The 22771-nt window shown below is 55.4% G+C and carries 16 protein-coding genes and 2 rRNA genes; 10 read left to right on the forward strand and 8 right to left on the reverse strand.

Features of this window, described 5'->3' with window-relative positions:
* The first annotated feature begins 7 nt into the window (after positions 1-7).
* The 7 genes from ACMYSK_RS17885 to pepE all read left to right on the forward strand — a co-directional run bounded on the left by ACMYSK_RS17885 (position 8) and on the right by pepE (position 5642).
* Positions 8-415, forward strand: coding sequence for a mannose/fructose/sorbose PTS transporter subunit IIA (locus tag ACMYSK_RS17885; protein ID WP_434637434.1), 408 nt, complete (start codon positions 8-10; stop codon positions 413-415).
* On the forward strand, positions 415-909 hold the full coding sequence (locus tag ACMYSK_RS17890; RefSeq protein ID WP_434637435.1) for a mannose/fructose/sorbose PTS transporter subunit IIB: 495 nt from the start codon (positions 415-417) through the stop codon (positions 907-909). Before ACMYSK_RS17885 ends, ACMYSK_RS17890 begins: the two co-directional genes overlap by 1 nt.
* Positions 910-1081: 172 nt before the next feature.
* Positions 1082-1879 carry a PTS mannose/fructose/sorbose transporter subunit IIC gene (locus ACMYSK_RS17895; protein ID WP_434637437.1) on the forward strand — a complete coding sequence of 266 codons (798 nt, stop codon included), beginning with the start codon at positions 1082-1084 and terminating at the stop codon, positions 1877-1879.
* Positions 1880-1890: 11 nt separating this feature from the next.
* On the forward strand, positions 1891-2715 hold the full coding sequence (locus ACMYSK_RS17900; protein WP_004856400.1) for a PTS system mannose/fructose/sorbose family transporter subunit IID: 825 nt from the start codon (positions 1891-1893) through the stop codon (positions 2713-2715).
* Between the two features lie 74 nt (positions 2716-2789).
* The gene (gene sorE, locus ACMYSK_RS17905) at positions 2790-4019 is read left to right on the forward strand and encodes an L-sorbose 1-phosphate reductase (protein ID WP_434637440.1); all 1230 of its coding nucleotides are present in this window, start codon (positions 2790-2792) and stop codon (positions 4017-4019) included.
* Positions 4012-4824, forward strand: coding sequence for a shikimate 5-dehydrogenase (locus ACMYSK_RS17910; protein ID WP_434637442.1), 813 nt, complete (start codon positions 4012-4014; stop codon positions 4822-4824). Before sorE ends, ACMYSK_RS17910 begins: the two co-directional genes overlap by 8 nt.
* A 128-nt stretch (positions 4825-4952) precedes the next feature.
* Positions 4953-5642 (forward strand): dipeptidase PepE, encoded by a 690-nt coding sequence (gene pepE, locus ACMYSK_RS17915; protein ID WP_434637444.1) that lies wholly within the window; start codon positions 4953-4955, stop codon positions 5640-5642.
* 125 nt (positions 5643-5767) lie between these two features.
* Here pepE and ACMYSK_RS17920 read toward each other — a convergent pair whose 3' ends face one another.
* Both ACMYSK_RS17920 and metH read right to left on the reverse strand, forming a co-directional pair.
* Positions 5768-7399, reverse strand: a complete 1632-nt coding sequence (locus tag ACMYSK_RS17920; RefSeq protein WP_434637446.1) for a Na/Pi cotransporter family protein — start codon at positions 7397-7399, stop codon at positions 5768-5770.
* A 231-nt stretch (positions 7400-7630) separates the two neighbouring features.
* A complete protein-coding gene (metH, locus tag ACMYSK_RS17925) occupies positions 7631-11314 on the reverse strand; it encodes a methionine synthase (protein WP_434637449.1) in 3684 nt (1227 codons plus the stop codon).
* 197 nt (positions 11315-11511) lie between these two features.
* Here metH and iclR point away from each other — a divergent pair, with 197 nt between their 5' ends.
* Together iclR and ACMYSK_RS17935 are read left to right on the forward strand one after the other, a co-directional pair.
* Entirely contained in the window at positions 11512-12339 is an 828-nt protein-coding gene (iclR, locus tag ACMYSK_RS17930) for a glyoxylate bypass operon transcriptional repressor IclR (RefSeq protein ID WP_434637451.1), read from the forward strand.
* A 26-nt stretch (positions 12340-12365) separates the two neighbouring features.
* Entirely contained in the window at positions 12366-12779 is a 414-nt protein-coding gene (locus ACMYSK_RS17935; protein WP_434637453.1) for an ASCH domain-containing protein, read from the forward strand.
* A gap of 9 nt (positions 12780-12788) precedes the next feature.
* On the opposite strand, the gene aceK is transcribed toward ACMYSK_RS17935, so the two are convergent.
* The 4 genes from aceK to metA all read right to left on the reverse strand — a co-directional run bounded on the left by aceK (position 12789) and on the right by metA (position 18825).
* Positions 12789-14531, reverse strand: coding sequence for a bifunctional isocitrate dehydrogenase kinase/phosphatase (aceK, locus tag ACMYSK_RS17940; protein ID WP_434637456.1), 1743 nt, complete (start codon positions 14529-14531; stop codon positions 12789-12791).
* A gap of 102 nt (positions 14532-14633) precedes the next feature.
* Positions 14634-15938, reverse strand: a complete 1305-nt coding sequence (gene aceA, locus ACMYSK_RS17945) for an isocitrate lyase (RefSeq protein ID WP_434644186.1) — start codon at positions 15936-15938, stop codon at positions 14634-14636.
* Positions 15939-16033: 95 nt separating this feature from the next.
* Entirely contained in the window at positions 16034-17635 is a 1602-nt protein-coding gene (gene aceB / locus ACMYSK_RS17950) for a malate synthase A (protein WP_434637458.1), read from the reverse strand.
* A gap of 260 nt (positions 17636-17895) precedes the next feature.
* Entirely contained in the window at positions 17896-18825 is a 930-nt protein-coding gene (metA, locus tag ACMYSK_RS17955; RefSeq protein ID WP_434637460.1) for a homoserine O-succinyltransferase MetA, read from the reverse strand.
* Between the two features lie 155 nt (positions 18826-18980).
* Between metA and ACMYSK_RS17960 the strand changes: the two genes are divergently transcribed.
* Entirely contained in the window at positions 18981-19424 is a 444-nt protein-coding gene (locus ACMYSK_RS17960) for an acetyltransferase (protein WP_434637462.1), read from the forward strand.
* Positions 19425-19549: 125 nt separating this feature from the next.
* Here ACMYSK_RS17960 and rrf read toward each other — a convergent pair.
* A 5S ribosomal RNA gene (rrf, locus tag ACMYSK_RS17965) occupies positions 19550-19665 on the reverse strand.
* Between the two features lie 97 nt (positions 19666-19762).
* Positions 19763-22668, reverse strand: a 23S ribosomal RNA gene (locus ACMYSK_RS17970).
* Positions 22669-22771: the final 103 nt, after the last annotated feature.

The following is a 22771-nucleotide window of genomic DNA, read 5'->3' on the forward strand; positions in this document are numbered from 1 at the left end:
AGTCGACATGGTGAATGTTATTTTCTGCGCCCACGGTCAGCTGGCCTGCGCCATGCTGGATTCGGTGCAAATGGTCTATGGCGACGTTAAGGTCAGCGCGGTGGCATTTGTGCCCGGTGAAAACGCTGGCGATATTGCCACGAAGCTGGAAATGTTAGTAAGTACTCACAATGATACTGAATGGCTGATCGCCGTCGATTTACAGTGTGGAAGCCCATGGAATGCCGCCGCCGGACTGGCGATGAAAAACCCACGACTGCGGGTCATCAGCGGTCTCTCATTACCGCTGGCGCTGGAGCTGGTGGACAATCAGGATAGCCTGAGCGCAGATGCCCTGTGCGCCCACCTGACCACCATCGCCAGCCAGTGCTGCGTGGTCTGGCGACAGCCGGAAACCATTGAGGAGGATTTTTAATGAACATTACGCTTGCCCGTATTGATGACCGCCTGATCCACGGCCAGGTCACTACCGTCTGGTCAAAAGTAGCTAACGCCCAGCGCATTATTATCTGTAACGACGACGTTTATAACGATGAGGTACGTCGGACCTTACTCCGCCAGGCCGCGCCTCCAGGCATGAAGGTCAATGTTGTTAACCTTGAAAAAGCGGTCGCCGTGTATCACAACCCGCAATATCAGAATGAGACCGTTTTTTATTTATTTACCAACCCACAGGATGCGTTAACGATGGTCCAACAGGGAGTGAATATTGCCACCTTGAATATCGGCGGCATGGCCTGGCGACCGGGTAAAAAACAATTAACCAAAGCCGTTTCTTTAGACGATAACGATATTCATGCATTTCGTGAACTGGATAAGCTGGGCGTTAAACTGGATTTACGCGTCGTTGCATCAGATCCGTCCATCAATATTCTCGATAAAATAACCGAGCAGTTTGTTACAGAATAAAAAATAGCGCCTGTATTTTATACCGTTATTCTGAACGCCACTTGCTGAAAATAAACTTTTCACTTCACCGGTGAGCGGTTTAAAAATATAAAGCCAATAACGTGACCATCAGAGTAATAGCGTATTAATGCCGTAACAGGCAGGGATTTGCATACCCTCAAGGTGACATATTATGGAAATTAGTACCCTACAAATAATCGCCATATTTATTTTTTCCTGTATTGCCGGAATGGGCAGCGTACTGGATGAGTTTCAGACACACCGCCCATTAATCGCCTGTACCGTTATCGGGCTAATTCTCGGTGATTTAAAAACCGGGATTATGCTCGGCGGCACGCTGGAGCTGATCGCACTCGGCTGGATGAACGTCGGCGCCGCACAATCGCCGGATTCGGCGCTGGCCAGTATCATCTCCGCGATTCTGGTCATCGTCGGCCATCAAAGCATCGCCACGGGGATCGCCATCGCGCTACCGGTCGCGGCGGCAGGCCAGGTGCTCACCGTTTTCGCCCGCACCATCACGGTCGTCTTCCAACATGCGGCAGATAAGGCCGCCGAAGAGGCGCGTTTTCGCACTATCGACATGCTGCATATCTCTGCGCTGGGCGTACAGGCACTTCGCGTCGCCATTCCGGCACTGGTGGTCTCGCTGTTTGTCAGCGCCGACATGGTCAGCAACATGCTGAACGCCATCCCGGAATTTGTCACCCGCGGCCTGCAAATCGCCGGTGGTTTTATTGTGGTGGTGGGCTACGCCATGGTGCTGCGCATGATGGGCGTGAAATACCTGATGCCCTTCTTTTTCCTCGGTTTTCTGGCGGGAGGCTATCTCGACTTCAGCCTGCTGGCCTTTGGCGGCGTGGGCGTCATCATCGCGCTGATTTATATCCAGCTGAACCCGCAATGGCGTAAGGCAGAGCCTCAGCAGGCGACCGCCTCTTCCACCGCCCTTGACCAACTTGACGACTGATGGAGCCCATTATGGAACCGAAAAAACTCACTCAAGGCGACCTGGTTAATATCTTTCTGCGCTCCAACCTGCAACAGGCCTCCTTCAACTTCGAACGTATTCATGGCCTCGGTTTTTGCTACGACATGATCCCGGCGATCAAGCGTCTCTACCCGCTAAAAGAGGATCAGGTGGCGGCGCTAAAACGCCATCTGGTGTTCTTCAACACCACCCCCGCCGTCTGTGGCCCGGTGCTGGGCGTAACGGCGGCAATGGAAGAAGCGCGCGCCAACGGTGCGGCCATCGACGATGGGGCGATCAACGGCATCAAAGTTGGCCTGATGGGGCCGCTGGCGGGGGTGGGCGATCCGCTGGTCTGGGGCACGTTACGCCCGATTACCGCAGCGCTCGGCGCATCGCTGGCACTCTCAGGAAACATTCTTGGCCCATTACTTTTTTTCTTTATTTTCAATGCAGTACGCCTGGCAATGAAATGGTATGGCCTACAGCTCGGCTTCCGTAAAGGGGTCAATATCGTCAGCGATATGGGCGGCAACCTGCTGCAGAAACTGACCGAAGGTGCCTCCATTTTGGGCCTGTTCGTGATGGGCGTTCTGGTCACCAAGTGGACCTCCATCCACGTGCCGTTGGTGGTGTCGCAAACCCCGGGCGCCGACGGCACCACCGTCACCATGACCGTGCAAAACATCCTCGACCAGCTTTGCCCTGGCCTGCTGGCACTGGGCCTGACGCTGCTGATGGTGCGCCTGCTCAACAAGAAAGTTAACCCGGTATGGCTGATCTTTGCCCTGTTCGGGCTCGGCATTATCGGCAATGCACTGGGCTTCTTGTCCTGATTATTCTGCCCCGGTCGCGCCGGGGCAACTTCAATAAACTAACCCCGACAGTGAAAGGGGATGAGGTGGTAAACATGAAAACAACCGCTCTGCGTCTTTACGGTAAACGTGACCTGCGCCTGGAAACCTTCGCGCTCCCGGACATGCAGGACGACGAAATCCTGGCCCGCGTGGTCACCGACAGCCTGTGCCTCTCTTCCTGGAAAGAGGCCAACCAGGGGGAAAATCATAAGAAAGTACCGGACGATGTGGCGGTGAATCCGATTATCATCGGCCATGAATTCTGTGGCGAAATCCTCGCGGTAGGGAAAAAATGGCAGCACAAGTTTCAGGCCGGCCAGCGCTACGTGATTCAGGCCAACCTGCAGCTGCCGGACCGCCCCGATTGCCCCGGCTACTCCTTCCCGTGGATCGGCGGCGAAGCCACTCACGTCGTGATCCCCGATGAGGTCATGACGCAAGATTGCCTGCTTGCCTGGGAGGGCGACACCTGGTTTGAAGGTTCGCTGGTTGAACCACTCTCCTGCGTCATTGGCGCATTCAATGCCAACTATCACTTACAGGAGGGGACCTATAACCACACGATGGGCATCCGGCCGCGGGGGCGCACGCTGATCCTTGGCGGTACCGGACCAATGGGGCTGCTGGCGATTGACTATGCGCTGCATGGGCCGGTGAATCCGTCCCTGCTGGTCGTCACCGACACCAATAAGCCGAAGCTGAGCTATGCCCGCCAGCATTATCCGTCAGAACCACAAACGCTGATCCACTACCTCGATGGACACGATGCCGGGCGTGAGACCCTGATGGCGCTGACCGGCGGCCACGGGTTTGATGATATTTTTGTATTCGTACCGAATGAGCAGCTGATTACCCTGGCCTCTTCGCTGCTGGCCGCCGACGGCTGCCTGAACTTCTTTGCAGGTCCACAGGACAAGCAGTTCAGCGCGCCAATAAACTTTTACGATGTGCATTATGCCTTTACCCATTACGTCGGCACTTCCGGCGGCAATACCGACGATATGCGTGCCGCTGTTGCGCTGATGCAGGAGAAAAAAGTCCAGGCGGCAAAAGTGGTGACGCATATTCTTGGACTGAATGCGGCGGGTGACACAACGCTGGATTTACCGGCCGTCGGCGGCGGTAAGAAGCTGGTTTATACCGAAAAATCGCTTCCGCTGACCCCACTTGGCGCCATTGCCGATCCTGAACTGGCGGCGATTATGGAGCGTCATCATGGGATCTGGTCCGCCGAAGCGGAACGATACCTGCTGGCCCACGCACCGGACATTGCTCATGATTAATCGCGATACACGGCTCTGCATGTCCCTGGCCGGTCGGCCAGGCAACTTTGGCACCCGTTTTCACAACTACCTGTATGACAAAATGGGGCTGAATTTTATCTATAAAGCCTTTACGACGCAGGACATCGCCTCAGCGGTCAGAGGCGTACGGGCGCTGGGCATTCGCGGTTGCGCGGTATCAATGCCGTTTAAAGAGAGCTGCATGCCCTTTCTCGACGCCATTGACCCTTCAGCCAGGGCGATTGACTCGGTCAATACCATTGTCAACGATGACGGCAGGCTAACCGGCCTTAACACCGACTATATCGCGGTTCAGAGCCTGATTGTCAGCCACCAGCTGAATACCGCCGCCAGGGTGATGATTCAGGGCAGCGGCGGCATGGGGAAAGCCGTCATTGCCGCCTTTCGCGACGCCGGCTTTCATGACGTGGTCATCGCTGCCCGCAACCGCGACAGCGGCCTGGCCCTGGCGAGACAGTACGGGTTTCAGTGGCAGCCACGGCCGGAAGGGATAAAGGCCGATATTCTGGTCAACGTTACGCCGCTCGGCATGGCCGGTGGTGCGCAAAGCGATACTCTGGCGTTCAGCCAGTCGATGGTGGAGCAGTCCCGCGTGGTGTTCGACGTGGTGGCCCTGCCGCCGGAAACTCCGCTGATTCGTCTGGCGCAAAAGCGGGATAAACAGATCATCAGCGGTGCGGAGGTTATTGCTCTGCAGGCGGTGGAGCAGTTCGTGCTTTATACCGGCGTGCGCCCGGATGCGGACCTCGTCAGAGAAGCCGCGGCATTCGCGCGGGCAGAGTAACGCAGAGCGCCAGGGAAGGCGCAATTCATGTCGCGACCTTGCAACATCGTGAGCCATATCAGCGAGCGAGCAGGCAACCGGTGGTAGGATCCGCAGCCGATGCTATCACCTGGCTACATGGAGAAAAGATGGAACTGCTGTTATTGAGTAACTCGTCGCTACCTGGCAAAGCGTGGCTGGAACATGCGCTGCCGCTGATTGCCGGCCAGCTAAACGGACGCCGTTCTGCGGTGTTTATCCCCTTTGCCGGGGTGACGCAAACCTGGGATGACTATACGGCTAAAGCTGCCGGGGTACTTTCCCCGCTTGGGATTACCGTCACCGGTATTCACAGCGTCGCCGATCCCGTGGCGGCAATTGAAGCAGCTGAAGTGGTGATTGTTGGCGGCGGCAATACTTTTCAGCTGCTGAAAGAGTGCCGCGGGCGCGGACTTCTGGCCCCCATCGTGGATGTTGTGAAGCGTGGCGCGCTGTACATCGGCTGGAGCGCGGGTGCCAATCTCGCCTGCCAGACCATCCGCACCACCAACGATATGCCGATCGTCGATCCGCAGGGGTTCGATGCCCTGGGGCTGTTCCCGCTGCAAATTAACCCGCACTTTACCAACGCGCTGCCGCAAGGGCATCAGGGAGAAACCCGCGAGCAGCGGATTCGCGAGCTGCTGGTCGTGGCCCCGGAACTGACGGTTATCGGTCTGCCGGAAGGCAACTGGATTCAGGTCACGCAGGGACAGGCCACGCTTGGCGGCCCGAACCCGACGCTGGTGTTTAAAGCCGGCGAAGAAGCGGTGACCCTGAGCGCAGGCCATCGTTTCTAAACCCCGACCGCACTTTTCCCGGAGGCGGCGCTACGCACCTGCCCGGGCGACCAGTCCGCAGACGACAGTGGACAGTAGCCCGGATAAGCGTAGCGCGAGCCGAAGGGTTCGGGCGGCATCAGCGCTTAATAATCATCACGCTCATCGTCTTCATCCGGCTGCTCCATCACGCTATAAGCCACCGAGCAGAACAACGAGTTCAGGCGTTTCATATCCCCCAGTAACCCCAGATGCAGCGAACTGGTCTCAATACTCTGCACGTTCTGCTGGTGCAGGCGATCAACGTGTGCGTGCGAGTAGCGGCGGTTCAGGATACGGAAACGGTGCTTGTTACGGCGCAGACGTCGGGCGCTCGGGACGTCGCTGGAGAAAAAGACCGACATCGCCAGCTGTAAGTTGCTGAGCAACTGATCGTACAACCCGTCCAGCTCCTTGAGCCCTTCGACCGAAAATGCACGCCGCGCCGCCAGCGATTTATCGGCAATTTCACTGCCCATTCTCTCCACGATATCGGAAGCTTGCTCCAGATTAAGCGCCATTTCGATGATCTCCGCCCAGCGGCGGGATTCTTCTTCGGCCAGCTCATCTTTTGGCATGCGGGCCAGATACAGCTTGATCGCGGTGTAGAGCACGTTGATATCATCAGCCAACCTGCGCAGCTCTTTCTCCTCCCGCGGCTCACCGTGCATCACCTTGTGCAAACCGACCAGCATCTGCTCCATCGCGTCACCAATGCGCAGCGTCTCGCGTGCAGCATTGGCTAACGCCAGCGCTGGCGTGTCCAGCGCCGAGGTATCCAGATGTTTTGGCTTAAGATGCAGGTCCAGCTCAGGATCTTCACGAATCATCCGCTTGCAGAGCCTGGCCATCGGTTCAGCAAAAGGCACCATTGCCACGCAGCGGATCAGGTTGTAGAAGACGTGGAAGTAAATAACCAGTTCCGATTCCGGCAGCGGCATGCGGTGCATTGCATCGGCCAGCACATGGACAAAAGGCAGAATAATCAGGCTACCCACCAGCTTGAATAACAGACTGCCGAGCGCCACGCGACGTGCGGAGGCATTCGCCGCGCTGTTGTTGATCATAGCCAGAATCCCCGAGCCGAGGTTGGCGCCAATCACCAGGCACAGCGCAACCGGGAACGAGATTACGCCGGTTGAGGTCAGGGTTGCCGTTAACAGCACCGCCGCCAGGCTGGAGTAGCTGATGATGGCAAACATGGCGCCAATCAACGCATCCAGCATAATATCGCCGGTCAGCGAGGCGAAAATAACCTGCACGCCATTGGCCTGGGTGATGGGATGAACCGCCTGCACAATCAGTTCCAGCGCTAACAGAATCAGACCCAGGCCGATCCCGACTCGCCCGAGCTGACCGGCCCGCGTTTGCTTGCGCCCGAGGAAAAAAATCACGCCGATAAAAATCAGCAGCGGCGACAGCCACGATAGATCGAAGGTCAGCACCCTCGCCATCAATGCGGTCCCCACATCGGCCCCCAGCACAATCACCAGCGCAGGCGTCAGCGCCACCAGGTCCTGGGCAACAAACGAGGTGACCAGCATGGTGGTGGCATTACTGCTTTGGACCAGCGCCGTGACGCCAATCCCTGCGCAGAAGGCGAGCGGCTTTTTCTCGACACTACTACTGAGAACGGAACGCAGGCGCGCGCCAAATACGCGCATCACGCCGGTACGGACGATGTGGGTTCCCCAAACCAGAAGGGCAACAGCAGAAAGCAGATGCAGCAGAGTTAACACGGATTCTTGTTCTCCTTATTACCCGACGGAAAAATACCGATAATCCGTCCGGAATTCCCCCGACGGCGCTGCGCTTAGCCGGGCTATAGCGTCCGGAACGGTTTCAGTCGATGCCGGTCGTTCTGGATCAATACTCCAGTATAAGGGTTTAGCTGCAATAAAGAGACAGGGCGCCCTGATAGCGCCCGGTAAGTTGTAAGTTAAGATGACAAATTTGTGACAGACGGCGATCTAGTCCGCGTCATACCCCAGATTTGGCGCCAGCCAGCGCTCGACTTCGGCAGGGGTCATACCTTTACGTTGGGCATAATCCTCCACCTGATCGCGCTGAATTTGCGCGACTGCGTAGTACTTGCTGTCAGGATGGCTGAAATACCAGCCGGAAACCGATGCACCCGGCCACATGGCGAACGACTCGGTCAGCTTCATACCGGTATGCGCCTCAACATCCAGCAGTTCCCAGATCACGGCTTTTTCCGTGTGCTCCGGGCAGGCCGGGTAGCCCGGCGCCGGACGAATCCCCTGGTAGTTTTCGCGGATCAGTTCCTCATTGCTGAGGTTCTCATTCGCCGCATAGCCCCAGTAGACTTTACGTACGCGCTCATGCAGGTATTCGGCAAACGCTTCGGCCAGGCGGTCAGCGATGGCTTTCACCATGATCTTGTTGTAATCATCGTGCTGTGCATCAAACGCCTCGGCCAGAGCGTCTTCTTCCAGCCCGCCGGTCACCGCAAAAGCACCAAGATAGTCAGCTTTGCCGCTGAGCTTCGGCGCCACGAAGTCGGCAAGACAATAGTTAGCAAAACCGACCTTCTCCGTCTGCTGGCGCAGATGGTGGCTGACCGTCAGCACATGGGTTCGGGTCTCATCGCGGTAGATTTCAATATCATCACCCACGCGGTTCGCCGGGAATAACCCCACCACACCGCGCGGATTCAGCGTCTTCTCGGCGCTAAGTTTATCCAGCAACTCGTTGGCATCGTGGAACAGCCGCTGCGCTTCTTCGCCCACCACTTCATCTTCGAGGATGCGCGGATATTTCCCGGCCAGCGACCAGGTCATAAAGAACGGCGTCCAGTCGATGTAGTTCCGCAGGGTTTCGATGCTGGCTTCCACGCTCTGCACGCCCAGGCGATGGGCAACCGGCGGCGTATAGCTGGCCCAGTCAAAAGCCAGATCGTTATCGCGAGCAGCGGCCAGGGTCACCGGCGGCGTACGTGGTTTCTTACGCCCATGCTGGATACGCACGGTTTCGTACTCTTTGCGGGTTCGTGCGACAAAGTCATCGTGCTGAGTATCAGAGAGCAGGGCCGAGACCACGCCTACGGTACGCGAGGCGTTCTGCACGTAGACCGTCGGGCCGCTGTAGTTTTGCTCGATTTTCACCGCCGTATGGGCTTTCGAAGTGGTGGCTCCGCCAATCAGCAGAGGAATAGTAAAGCCCTGGCGTTCCATCTCCTTCGCCACGTTCACCATTTCGTCCAGCGACGGGGTAATCAGCCCGGACAGGCCAATCAGGTCGGCATTCACTTCGCGGGCCGTTTTGAGGATTTTGTCCGCCGGCACCATTACGCCAAGATCGATAATTTCGTAGTTATTACACTGGAGCACCACGCCAACGATATTTTTGCCGATGTCGTGTACGTCGCCCTTCACGGTCGCAATAACCATCTTGCCGTTGCTGGAGCCTTTTTCCTTGCTGGCTTCGATATACGGCTCCAGATAGGCAACGGCCTGTTTCATGACGCGAGCCGACTTCACAACCTGCGGCAGGAACATTTTCCCTTCGCCGAACAGATCGCCGACCACGTTCATACCGTCCATCAGCGGGCCTTCTATCACTTCAATCGGACGAGTCGCCTGCTGACGCGCCTCTTCGGTATCCTGCTCGATAAACTCGGTAATCCCTTTCACCAGCGAGTATTCAAGCCGTTTTCTCACGTCCCAGCTGCGCCATTCCGCCTGCTGTGCATTGGCGGAGTCGTCCGTTTTGCTACCGCGGTATTTTTCCGCCAGCTCCAGCAGACGATCGGTCCCTTCATCGTGACGGTTGAGGATCACATCTTCGACGGCATCGCGCAGTTCGGCCGGGAGGTCATCGTAAATCGCCAGTTGGCCGGCGTTAACGATCCCCATATCCATACCGTTACGGATGGCGTAGTAGAGGAAAACGGCGTGAATCGCTTCGCGAACCGGATCGTTACCGCGAAATGAGAAGGAGACGTTCGACACACCGCCGGAAATCAGCGCATGCGGCAGCTCACGTTTAATATCTTCACAGGCGCCGATAAAGTCCTGAGCATAGTTGTTGTGCTCTTCAATACCGGTAGCAACGGCAAAGATATTCGGGTCAAAAATAATATCTTCCGGCGGAAAGCCGACTTCTTCGGTCAGAATCTTGTACGCCCGGCGGCAAATCTCAATTTTCCGCGCGCGGGTATCGGCCTGGCCAAGTTCATCAAAGGCCATCACCACAACGGCAGCCCCGTAGCGGCGCACCTTCTTCGCGTGTGCAACAAAGGCCTCAACGCCCTCTTTCATCGAGATGGAGTTGACGATGCCTTTACCTTGAATGCATTTCAGCCCCTTTTCGATGACATCCCACTTCGAGGAGTCGATCATAATCGGCACGCGAGCAATATCAGGTTCACCGGCAATCAGGTTGAGGAAGCGCACCATCGCCGCTTCGGCATCGAGCATCCCCTCATCCATGTTGATATCGATAATCTGCGCACCGCTTTCCACCTGCTGGCGGGCAACATCCAGCGCTTCGTTATATTTCTCTTCCTTAATCAGGCGCTTGAACTTGGCTGAGCCGGTCACGTTGGTGCGTTCACCGACGTTAACAAACAGGCTGTCATCGCCGATATTCAGCGGCTCCAGGCCAGCCAGGCGGCAGGCAACCGGGATCTCAGGCAGCGCGCGCGGCGCAAGGCCCGTCACGGCACGCGTCATGGCGGCGATATGTTCCGGCGTCGTGCCGCAGCAGCCGCCGACGATATTCAGAAAACCCGATTCCGCCCATTCGCGAATCTGAGCTGCCATGGTGTCGGCGTCCAGGTCGTACTCACCAAAGGCATTTGGCAGACCGGCGTTAGGGTGTGCGGTGACATAACATTCGGCAATGCGCGACAGCTCCTGCACGTACTGGCGCAGCTCATCTGGCCCCAGCGCGCAGTTCAGACCGAAGGTGAGCGCATCGGCATGACGCAGCGAATTATAAAACGCTTCCGTGGTTTGCCCGGATAGCGTACGCCCGGAGGCGTCGGTGATGGTGCCGGAGATCATGATCGGTAAATCAACGCCCAGCGCCTCGAATTCTTCTTTCACGGCAAAGATCGCCGCTTTGGCGTTCAGGGTATCGAACACGGTCTCGATCAGAATCAGATCTACGCCCCCTTCCACCAGCGCTTTGGTGGACTCGCGGTAAGCTTCCACCAGTCCATCAAAGGTAATATTGCGGTAGGCCGGGTCGTTAACATCCGGGGAAATAGAGGCCGTGCGGTTGGTCGGGCCGAGCACGCCCGCAACGTAACGCGGTTTTTCCGGCGTCCGGGAAGTCCACTCATCGGCGCAGGCGCGCGCCAGCCTTGCGGCGACTAAGTTGATTTCCGCCGACAGGGATTCCATCTGGTAATCCGCCATCGCGATGGAGGTCGAGTTAAAGGTATTGGTTTCAATGATATCCGCCCCCGCCTCAAAGTAGGCGTCGTGGATAGCGGTAATCACGTCCGGTTTACTGAGCACCAGCAGGTCGTTATTGCCTTTCAGATCGCATGGCCAGTCGGCAAAGCGTGCGCCGCGGAAGTCCTCTTCACTCAGACGATAGCCCTGGATCATGGTGCCCATGCCCCCATCCAGAACCAAAATACGTTTTTTTAACTGCTGATGCAGTTGTTCAACTTTGCTGCTCACACTCGCTCCCGACAACGCTCAACCAGACCGAAAAAAACTCAACAGGCCATACTGGCATAAAGCACTAAAGCGGAAAAGAGAGCGACGGGCAATATGAGACATGTTCAGCTTCACTCCTCCGATCAGTCGGGTTGTGATTGCAAATTCACCAAATAAAATGAAAACTATTTCCACGATACAGAAAAAAGGAATCTGCGATGGCTACTCCCGTTCCCGCTAAGCGCGGCAGAAAACCCGCAACGCCCGCTGCCCCTCAGGCTGGCGGCCAGGTTCAGTCGCTCACCCGTGGATTAAAATTACTTGAATGGATTTCTGAATCTCACAGCAGCGTGGCGTTGACCGAACTGGCTCAGCAGGCTGGCCTGCCCAACTCCACCACTCATCGCCTGCTGACCACCATGCAGCAGCTGGGCTTCGTACGCCAGGTTGGCGAACTGGGCCATTGGTCCGTCGGCGCACATGCTTTTGTGGTCGGCAGCAGCTTTCTGCAAAGCCGCAACCTGCTGGCGATCGTCCACCCTATCCTGCGTCAGCTGATGGAGGACTCCGGCGAAACGGTCAACCTGGCGGTGCTGGACCAAGGCGATCATCAGGCGATTATTATCGACCAGGTACAGTGCACGCAGCTGATGCGCATGTCGGCGCCGATTGGCGGCAAACTGCCGATGCACGCCTCCGGCGCGGGCAAGGCGTTCCTGTCACAGCTCAGCGAAGAGCAGGTCACCGGCCTGCTGCATCGGAAGGGCCTGCACGCCTATACCCATGCTACGCTGGTCTCGCCGCTCCATCTGAAAGAGGATTTAGCCCAGACGCGCAAACGCGGCTATTCCTTTGATGATGAAGAACATGCCCTGGGCTTACGCTGCGTCGCCTCCTGTATCTATGACGAGCACCGCGAACCGTTTGCCGCGATCTCCATCTCCGGCCCGATTTCCCGTATGACCGACGATCGGGTCACCGAGCTGGGGGCTCTGGTGATTAAGGCTGCGAAAGAGGTCACCCTCGCCTACGGCGGCATACGCTAACCGCCAGCTGCAACAAGGGAAAAGTGATGAGCAAGCCACTCGTTTTCTGGCAGGAAAAGTATCCGCAGGCATCCTGCTGGTCATTTGGTGATTCCCCTGAGATGGCCGATGAGCTGGTAGCGCTGGTTATCGCCGGGAAAAAGCGCGGCACCTGCTGCGCCTTTGTCAGCTATCAGGCCGATGAACACCCGGTGACGCCTGGTGCCATGCACATTGTCCTTAACGGCGCGGGCGAAGCGGCCTGCATCATACGCACGCTGTCGCTACGCATCATCCGTTTTAATGAAATGAGCGCGGAACTGGCCGCGCTGGAAGGGGAAGGCGATCTCAGCCTGGCCTACTGGCAGCAGGCTCATCAGGCATTTTTCACGCGGGAAGGTAGTTGGTCACCCGATATGGAACTGGTCTTTGAAGAGTTCGTCGTGATCGAGGTAGCCTGAGCAACAGGCTTAGCCTGCCTGCTGCAAGACGCCGTAACGAACGCAAAAACGCTGGCGGCGACGGTAGGCATAGACATCCTCCACGTGGCCGTTGCGAATTCTTGTCTGCAGCTCTCGCCAGTAGTCTGCCCGCAGCAGGTCAGCGTGCATCTCTTCAAGCAGCGGCCCAATGCGCGGGTCAGCACACAGCCAGTGGCGAAACTCTTCCGGGAAGACATCCCCAGGCGACACGCTGTACCATGGTTCGCTCGCCAGTTCATCCTCCGGATAGCGCGGTGGCGGAATATCGCGGAAATTCACTTCGGTCATGTAGCAAATTTCATCATAATCATAAAACACGACCCGGCCATGGCGGGTCACGCCGAAGTTTTTAAACAACATATCACCGGGAAAGATATTGGCAGCGGCAAGCTGGCGAATCGCATTACCATACTCTTCCACCGCATCGCGCAGCGCCTGACCATTCACCTGCTCCAGCCAGATGTTCAGCGGAACCATTCGGCGTTCAATGTAGAGATGGCTGATGGCAATCCGATCGCCAAGATCGGTGATTTTTGCCCCGGCTTCCGCCAGCAGTAACGCCATCAGCTCCGGAGCAATCTGCCGCTTTTCCAGCACGAAGTTTTCAAACTCCTGGGTATCGGCCATCCTCCCGACGCGGTCATGCTCTTTGACCAGCTGATAGCAGGCGCGCACGTGGGCGGCGGTCATCTCCTTTTGCGGCGCAAAGCGGTCTTTGATGACCTTAAATACCCGGTCAAACCCCGGCAGAGTAAAGACCAGCATCACCATGCCGCGGATGCCGGGCGCCTCGATAAACGGCTCGTCGCTGCGGGCAATATAATGCAGATATTCACGGTAGCTTTCGGTCTTCGCGTGTTTCTGGCAGCCAATGGCCATATACAATTCGGCGGTGGTTTTACCCGGCAGAATGTCGCGCAGCCATTCAACCAACGCGCCGGGCAGCGGCGCATAGACCATAAAATAAGAGCGGGCGAAGCCAAACACGATACTCGCTTCGGCATGGGTGGTCAGACAGGTATCAATAAACAGCTCGCCCTCATCGCTGCGATGGACAGGCAGCAAAAACGGCAGACTTGCCACCGGCGTGACCAGTTTACCGACCAGCCAGGCGGCTTTATTGCGGTAAAAGAGTTCGTTCGCGATTTGCAGATGAGAGCGGGACAGCATCTCGCTTCCCAGCGTTTCCTGCAGGCAGGCGCTAATGTAGCCAACATCGCGCGCCTTGTTTTGCCACGGCAGGCGCAGGGGCAAGTCGGTGAGGACCTTGCTTAATAGTGTCTCCCAGCCGCGATCGGGAAAGAAGTTTTTCGCCAGCGGTCTCGGAAGAGAACGAAAGCTGCGATCCGGCTGAGAACTGAAAATAAAAAGCCGCTCGGGAGTCAGCGAGCGGTGGTCAAACAACCGGCAATAGACAGAATTAAAAAAGCTCTCCGCAATCTCAAAGCGAGGGTAATCCGGCAGCAGGTGCGTGTACTGCTCTTTCACCCGCAGCAAAAAATCCACGTCGGTACTTTTGCCTTCGGTGATACAGCGCAGCTGCTCAACCACCAGGCCAACATGATGATCATAAAGGTGAATACGCTGCTTCATAGCCTGCTGAACCGCATGCCAGTCGGCATGTTCAAAACGCTGCTGTGCGCCTGAAGTCACTTCCAGAAATCGCCCGTACTGCGCATCGAAGCCCTGCAAAATCGTTTGTGCAATCAATAATTCCAGGCCACGCGTCATCGCTTTTCCCCATCCGGCATTCGGTCATGCCGGATGGCGCGTTCGCTTATCCGGCCTACAACTTTCGTAGGCCCGGTAAGCGAACGCGCCACCGGGCAGCAATCAGAACTGCTCTTCTTCCGTAGAGCCGGTCAACGCCGTGACTGAAGAAGCACCGCCCTGGATTATCGTAGTCACCTTATCGAAATAGCCTGTTCCTACTTCCTGCTGGTGAGAAACGAAGGTATAGCCTTGCGACGCGGCGGCAAATTCTGGCTGCTGTACTTTCTCAACGTAGTGCTTCATCCCCTCACCCTGCGCATAGGCGTGGGCCAGGTCGAACATGTTGAACCACATACTGTGGATGCCCGCCAGCGTAATGAACTGGTATTTGTAGCCCATATCAGACAGCGCCTGCTGGAAACGCGCGATGGTGCTGTCATCAAGATTTTTCTTCCAGTTGAACGACGGCGAGCAGTTGTAGGCCAGCAGTTTGCCCGGGAAACGCGCGTGGATCGCTTCCGCAAACCGGCGTGCCTGATCGAGATCGGGTTTTGACGTCTCGCACCACACCAGGTCCGCATATGGCGCATAGGCCAGACCGCGACTGATCGCCTGTTCGATACCAGCATGGGTACGGAAAAAGCCTTCGCTGGTACGATCGCCGGAGACAAATTCACGATCGTACGGATCGCAGTCAGAAGTAATCAAATCGGCAGCATCGGCATCCGTTCGCGCAATCACCAGCGTGGGAACCCCCATCACATCCGCGGCCAGGCGCGCTGCGACCAGTTTCTGGATCGCTTCCTGAGTCGGTACCAGCACTTTGCCGCCCATATGCCCGCATTTCTTCACCGATGCCAGCTGATCTTCGAAGTGAACCGCCGCTGCACCGGCTTCAATCATCGATTTCATCAGCTCAAACGCGTTGAGTACGCCACCAAAACCCGCTTCAGCATCGGCCACAATCGGCAGGAAATAGTCGGTGTAGCGAGGATCGCCAGGTTCAATACCCGTTGACCACTGGATCTGATCGGCGCGGCGGAACGTGTTATTGATCCGATCGACCACCGCCGGTACCGAGTTTGCCGGATACAGCGATTGATCCGGGTACATGCTGGAGGCGAGGTTCGCATCCGCCGCCACCTGCCAGCCGGAGAGGTAAATGGCCTCGATCCCGGCCTTCGCCTGCTGCAATGCCTGCCCGCCAGTCAACGCGCCGAGGCTGTTGATGTACCCTTTTTTCGCTTCACCATGCAGTAACCGCCACATTTTGGCCGCCCCGAGCTGCGCCAGCGTGCATTCCGGATTGACCGAGCCGCGTAATTTCACCACGTCTTCAGCGCTGTATGGGCGGGTAATGCCTTCCCAACGTGGCTGGGTCCACTCTTTGTTTAATTCTTCGATTTGTTGGGTACGGGTTTTCATGTGCAGATGCTCCATTATTTTCTCCTGGCTTCCCAGGCATTATCAGTGAAGGCCGTTTGGCCGCGGCCGAAAAGACGAGCAAAGTAACCGGGTTGTTATGCCAGCAGGCGATAGCCTGGCAGCGTCAGGAAGTCGATCAACTCCTCTGAGGTGGTGATCTGTTCCATCAGGCGTGCGGCATCGTCAAAACGTCCGCTGCTGTAGCGGTGTTCGCCCAGCTCTTCCTGAATCACCATCAGTTCTTCCGCCAGCCACTGGCGGAACAGCGCCTTGGTGACCGGCGTGCCGTCACTGAGCGTTTTCTGATGGTGAATCCATTGCCAGATGGAGGTCCGCGAGATTTCGGCGGTCGCCGCATCTTCCATCAGACCGTAAATCGGTACGCAGCCATTACCGGAAATCCAGGCCTCGATGTACTGCACGGCGACGCGAATATTGGCGCGCATCCCCGCTTCAGTACGTTCGCCTTCACAGGGAGCCAGCAGCTGGTCGGCGGTCATCGGTGCATCCTCTTCCCGGCTGACGAACAGCTGGTTAGGTCGTTCGCCCAGTACCTGGTTGAAAACCGCCATGGCGGTATCCGCCAGACCCGGATGAGCAATCCAGGTACCGTCGTGGCCGTTTTTCGCTTCCAGTTCTTTATCTGCGGTCACCTTCGCGAGAACCTGGCGGTTGCGATCGGCATCTTTACTGGGGATAAATGCCGCCATACCGCCCATCGCGAATGCACCGCGTTTATGGCAGGTCTTAATTAACAGACGCGAATAGGCATTAAGGAAAGGCTTATCCATAGTGACGACCTGGCGATCGGGTAATACACGGTCACCATGGTTTTTTAACGTTTTGATGTAGCTAAAAATATAATCCCAGCGGCCGCAGTTCAGGCCGACGATATGGTCCCGCAGCGCATGCAGAATTTCATCCATCTGGAATACCGCTGGCAGTGTTTCAATTAACAGCGTGGCCTTGATCGTACCGCGCGGCAGTGCAAACCGGTCTTCGGTGTAGCTAAAGACGTCGCTCCACCATGTCGCTTCCTGCCAGGCCTGGGTTTTCGGCAGATAAAAGTAAGGTCCGGAGCCTTTCGCCAGCAGGTTTTTGTAGTTGTGGAAAAAATAGAGTGCGAAATCAAACAAGCTGCCGGGAATCGACTCACCGCGCCACGTAACATGCTTTTCCGGCAGGTGCAGACCACGCACGCGGCACACCAGAACCGCCGGATCGGGCTTGAGCTGATAAATTTTACCGGCTTCGTTGGCGTAGCTGATGGTGCCGTTCACCGCATCGCGCAGGTTAATCTGGCCATCAATCACTTTGTTCCAGTCCGGCGCCAGTGAATCTTCAAAGTCCGCCATAAAGACTTTTACGTTAGCATTGAGGGCGTTAATCACCATTTTGCGCTCAACGGGGCCGGTGATTTCTACACGGCGGTCCTGCAAATCAGCGGGAATACCGCGGATTGTCCAGTCACCTTCTCTAATGGAAGCCGTTTCCGAAATAAAATCAGGGAGCCTTCCTGCATCAATAGCCTGCTGTTGCTGGATACGTGCCGCCAGCAGTTTGTTGCGCTCAGGCGTAAAGCGGCTTACCAGTTCCGTCAGAAATTCCACCGCCTCAGGCGTTAAAATCTGCTTTTCCTGCTCGCCAAAGGGCCGGCTAAAGGCCAGTTCATCAGTGATTGTCGCCTGTTGCGTCATTGTGTAGCTCCTGTTGGTTGATCCCGCTGGCGCGAGTGAACGATCGTTGTCTGCTTTTCGCTCAACACAATTAAGACTACTCAATAAAATTCCAAAATCAAAAACTATTTCCATTTTTAATTTAATATCAATGCAACATATTGATAACACTGAGATTAAAGTTAATTACAATCATGAAGTGAATTTCGGAAACAAAAAAGGCACCCGAAGGTGCCAGAGGCAAAATGCTGAAACGCTTAAGGATCGCGTTGTCTGGAGGATTAATCTAAAGTCGGATTCATATTCCGCAGATCGTATGGAGTGATCTGGTAGACGTAATAGTTGAGCCAGTTTGCAAACAGCAGATTCCCATGGCTGCGCCAGGTGGCTCGCGGTTTGTTTTGCGGATCGTTTTGCGGAAAATAGTTGTATGGAATGTCCGGACTCAGACCGGCTTCCACGTCGCGGAAAAACTCGCTGGCCAGCGTGTTAGCATCGTATTCCGGGTGCCCGGTCACAAATGCAATACGCTTATCTTTGCTGGCAAACAAGTAAGCATCACCCTCTTCTGTTTCTGCCAGGATCTCTAAATCGGTATAGTCGCGAATCAGCGCCGCCGGGAAATCCGCGTAGCGAGAATGCGGGGCGAGGAAAGAGTCATCAAAACCGCGGGTCAGTAACGCATGGGGATGCAGGATATGATGTTCATAAACGCCGGAAATTTTTTCTGCGCGAGTCTGCTTAGGAATACCGTACAGAATATTGAGCGCGGCCTGCACCGCCCAGCAGACAAAAAGCGTGGAGGTGACGTGATCTTTCGCCCACTCCAGCACCTGTTTGATCTGTGGCCAGTAGGCAACATCGTTAAATTCAACCAGTCCCAGCGGTGCGCCGGTAACGATCAATCCGTCAAAATTCTGGTCGCAAATATCGTCGAAGTTACAGTAAAAGTTGTTCAGGTGCTCACTCGGCGTATTACGAGATTCACGCGCATCAATACGTAGAAGCTGGATATCAAGCTGCAGCGGAGAATTCGAGAGCAGGCGCAAAAACTGGTTTTCCGTCTCGATTTTTTTCGGCATCAGGTTAAGGATAAGCACCTTCAGCGGACGAATTTCCTGAGTCGTTGCACGCGTAGCCGTCATCACAAAGACGTTCTCACTACGCAAGAAATTGACGGCTGGTAGCTCGTCCTGCACCCGAATCGGCATAACTTTATTACCTCATAGCATACGTATAAACGTTTAGACATCCAGACAGCTAACAATAACCAGGAATAAATAAAATGTCGAGTCTGCAAGATGAAGGTGAGAAAGTTTCACCCATCTCCGGGCTAGAATACAGCGGTTAATCGCAAGGAAATATCATGAACATGATGATTCGCCGTTCGCGCAGTGACGAAAGCGAACAACTGATTGAAATTTGGCGTCGTTCCGTTGATGCAACGCATCATTTTCTTTCTGAGCAGGACCGAAGGGAAATTGATCGGCAGGTGTGCGCCTTTTTTCCTCTGGCGCCGCTATGGGTCGCAACCACCAATGAGGATAAGCCCTGCGCATTGATGCTGCTTTCAGAACAGCATCTGGAAGCCCTTTTTGTTGATCCAGGCTTTCACGGTATGGGCGTGGGTCGCCAGTTAGTTACGCATGCCCTGGCATTGATCCCGGGACTCACTACCGATGTGAATGAGCAGAATACCCAGGCTGTAGGGTTTTACGCGAAAATGGGATTTGTGGTTAGCGGGCGTTCAGCACATGACGATCATGGCCGGCCTTACCCGCTACTGCATCTGCGTCATTCCACGCGTTAAACGTAACAAGCCTGACAGGGATACGTCCCCGGAGGCGGCGCGCGGCGCCTTGTCCGGGCTACCTGGCATTACCGGCAAAAACGCAAAAAGCCCATCCGTCAGGATGGGCTTCTTACTTGTTTGATGCCTGGCAGTTCCCTACTCTCACATGGGGAGACCCCACACTACCATCGGCGCTACGGCGTTTCACTTCTGAGTTCGGCATGGGGTCAGGTGGGACCACCGCGCTATTGCCGCCAGGCAAATTCTGTTTCCACCCCGCATCTCTGCGCAGTGAATAATCTGTCATCAGGCTGAAAATCAATTTCGTCTCTTCGCCAAAACAGCTTCGGCGTTGTAAGGTTAAGCCTCACGGTTCATTAGTATCGGTTAGCTCAACGTATCGCTACGCTTACACACCCGACCTATCAACGTCGTAGTCTTCAACGTTCCTTCAGGACTCTCAAGGAGTCAGGGAGAACTCATCTCGGGGCAAGTTTCGTGCTTAGATGCTTTCAGCACTTATCTTTTCCGCATTTAGCTACCGGGCAATGCCATTGGCATGACAACCCGAACACCAGTGATGCGTCCACTCCGGTCCTCTCGTACTAGGAGCAGCCCCCTCAATTCTCCAGCGCCCACGGCAGATAGGGACCGAACTGTCTCACGACGTTCTAAACCCAGCTCGCGTACCACTTTAAATGGCGAACAGCCATACCCTTGGGACCTACTTCAGCCCCAGGATGTGATGAGCCGACATCGAGGTGCCAAACACCGCCGTCGATATGAACTCTTGGGCGGTATCAGCCTGTTATCCCCGGAGTACCTTTTATCCGTTGAGCGATGGCCCTTCCATTCAGAACCACCGGATCACTATGACCTGCTTTCGCACCTGCTCGCGCCGTCACGCTCGCAGTCAAGCTAGCTTATGCCATTGCACTAACCTCCTGATGTCCGACCAGGATTAGCTAACCTTCGTGCTCCTCCGTTACTCTTTAGGAGGAGACCGCCCCAGTCAAACTACCCACCAGACACTGTCCGCAACCCGGATCACGGGTCTACGTTAGAACATCAAACATTAAAGGGTGGTATTTCAAGGTTGGCTCCATGCAGACTGGCGTCCACACTTCAAAGCCTCCCACCTATCCTACACATCAAGGCTCAATGTTCAGTGTCAAGCTATAGTAAAGGTTCACGGGGTCTTTCCGTCTTGCCGCGGGTACACTGCATCTTCACAGCGAGTTCAATTTCACTGAGTCTCGGGTGGAGACAGCCTGGCCATCATTACGCCATTCGTGCAGGTCGGAACTTACCCGACAAGGAATTTCGCTACCTTAGGACCGTTATAGTTACGGCCGCCGTTTACCGGGGCTTCGATCAAGAGCTTCTCCTTACGGATAACCCCATCAATTAACCTTCCGGCACCGGGCAGGCGTCACACCGTATACGTCCACTTTCGTGTTTGCACAGTGCTGTGTTTTTAATAAACAGTTGCAGCCAGCTGGTATCTTCGACTGATTTCAGCTCCGTGAGCAAGTCACTTCACCTACCATCAGCGTGCCTTCTCCCGAAGTTACGGCACCATTTTGCCTAGTTCCTTCACCCGAGTTCTCTCAAGCGCCTTGGTATTCTCTACCTGACCACCTGTGTCGGTTTGGGGTACGATTTGATGTTACCTGATGCTTAGAGGCTTTTCCTGGAAGCAGGGCATTTGTTACTTCAGCACCGTAGTGCCTCGTCATCACACCTCAGCGTTTAATAAGCGTCCGGATTTACCTAAACGCTCCGCCTACATGCTTAAACCGGGACAACCGTCGCCCGGCTAACATAGCCTTCTCCGTCCCCCTTCGCAGTAACACCGAGTACAGGAATATTAACCTGTTTCCCATCGACTACGCCTTTCGGCCTCGCCTTAGGGGTCGACTCACCCTGCCCCGATTAACGTTGGACAGGAACCCTTGGTCTTCCGGCGAGCGGGCTTTTCACCCGCTTTATCGTTACTTATGTCAGCATTCGCACTTCTGATACCTCCAGCAACCCTCACAGGCCACCTTCAACGGCTTACAGAACGCTCCCCTACCCAACAACGCATAAGCGTCGCTGCCGCAGCTTCGGTGCATGGTTTAGCCCCGTTACATCTTCCGCGCAGGCCGACTCGACCAGTGAGCTATTACGCTTTCTTTAAATGATGGCTGCTTCTAAGCCAACATCCTGGCTGTCTGTGCCTTCCCACATCGTTTCCCACTTAACCATGACTTTGGGACCTTAGCTGGCGGTCTGGGTTGTTTCCCTCTTCACGACGGACGTTAGCACCCGCCGTGTGTCTCCCGTGATAACATTCTTCGGTATTCGTAGTTTGCATCGGGTTGGTAAGTCGGGATGACCCCCTAGCCGAAACAGTGCTCTACCCCCGAAGATGAGTTCACGAGGCGCTACCTAAATAGCTTTCGGGGAGAACCAGCTATCTCCCGGTTTGATTGGCCTTTCACCCCCAGCCACAAGTCATCCGCTAATTTTTCAACATTAGTCGGTTCGGTCCTCCAGTTAGTGTTACCCAACCTTCAACCTGCCCATGGCTAGATCACCGGGTTTCGGGTCTATACCCTGCAACTTAACGCCCAGTTAAGACTCGGTTTCCCTGCGGCTCCCCTATACGGTTAACCTTGCTACAGAATATAAGTCGCTGACCCATTATACAAAAGGTACGCAGTCACCCCATAAAGAGGCTCCCACTGCTTGTACGTACACGGTTTCAGGTTCTTTTTCACTCCCCTCGCCGGGGTTCTTTTCGCCTTTCCCTCACGGTACTGGTTCACTATCGGTCAGTCAGGAGTATTTAGCCTTGGAGGATGGTCCCCCCATATTCAGACAGGATACCACGTGTCCCGCCCTACTCTTCGAACTCACAGAATGTGCATTTTAGTGTACGGGAGTATCACCCTGTACCCTGCGACTTTCCAGACGCTTCCACTAACACACAAACTGATTCAGGTTCTGGGCTGCTCCCCGTTCGCTCGCCGCTACTGGGGGAATCTCGGTTGATTTCTTTTCCTCGGGGTACTTAGATGTTTCAGTTCCCCCGGTTCGCTTCGTTAAGCTATGTATTCACTTAACGATAGTGTGACGAATCACACTGGGTTTCCCCATTCGGAAATCGCCGGTTATAACGGTTCATATCACCTTACCGACGCTTATCGCAGATTAGCACGTCCTTCATCGCCTCTGACTGCCAGGGCATCCACCGTGTACGCTTAGTCGCTTAACCTCACAACCCGAAACTGTTTCGTAAAACAGTTCGCATTGCGAAAATTTGAGAGACTCGAACACACCATTTTTCCTTTCTTATTACGGAGAAAGGAAACAGTGTG

The sequence above is a fragment of the Klebsiella sp. I138 genome, from assembly GCF_051131765.1.
Taxonomy (GTDB): domain Bacteria; phylum Pseudomonadota; class Gammaproteobacteria; order Enterobacterales; family Enterobacteriaceae; genus Klebsiella.

Bases quoted from the DNA above. Each gene is read 5' to 3' on its own strand.
- aceB (WP_434637458.1), bottom strand. From the start codon at position 17,635: ATGACGCAACAGGCGACAATCACTGATGAACTGGCCTTTAGCCGGCCC.
- ACMYSK_RS17885 (WP_434637434.1), top strand. From the start codon at position 8: ATGGTGAATGTTATTTTCTGCGCCCACGGTCAGCTGGCCTGCGCCATG.
- ACMYSK_RS17910 (WP_434637442.1), top strand. From the start codon at position 4,012: ATGATTAATCGCGATACACGGCTCTGCATGTCCCTGGCCGGTCGGCCA.
- pepE (WP_434637444.1), top strand. From the start codon at position 4,953: ATGGAACTGCTGTTATTGAGTAACTCGTCGCTACCTGGCAAAGCGTGG.
- aceA (WP_434644186.1), bottom strand. From the start codon at position 15,938: ATGAAAACCCGTACCCAACAAATCGAAGAATTAAACAAAGAGTGGACC.
- ACMYSK_RS17935 (WP_434637453.1), top strand. From the start codon at position 12,366: ATGAGCAAGCCACTCGTTTTCTGGCAGGAAAAGTATCCGCAGGCATCC.
- ACMYSK_RS17960 (WP_434637462.1), top strand. From the start codon at position 18,981: ATGAACATGATGATTCGCCGTTCGCGCAGTGACGAAAGCGAACAACTG.
- ACMYSK_RS17900 (WP_004856400.1), top strand. From the start codon at position 1,891: ATGGAACCGAAAAAACTCACTCAAGGCGACCTGGTTAATATCTTTCTG.
- sorE (WP_434637440.1), top strand. From the start codon at position 2,790: ATGAAAACAACCGCTCTGCGTCTTTACGGTAAACGTGACCTGCGCCTG.
- ACMYSK_RS17895 (WP_434637437.1), top strand. From the start codon at position 1,082: ATGGAAATTAGTACCCTACAAATAATCGCCATATTTATTTTTTCCTGT.
- aceK (WP_434637456.1), bottom strand. From the start codon at position 14,531: ATGACGCGTGGCCTGGAATTATTGATTGCACAAACGATTTTGCAGGGC.
- iclR (WP_434637451.1), top strand. From the start codon at position 11,512: ATGGCTACTCCCGTTCCCGCTAAGCGCGGCAGAAAACCCGCAACGCCC.
- ACMYSK_RS17890 (WP_434637435.1), top strand. From the start codon at position 415: ATGAACATTACGCTTGCCCGTATTGATGACCGCCTGATCCACGGCCAG.
- metA (WP_434637460.1), bottom strand. From the start codon at position 18,825: ATGCCGATTCGGGTGCAGGACGAGCTACCAGCCGTCAATTTCTTGCGT.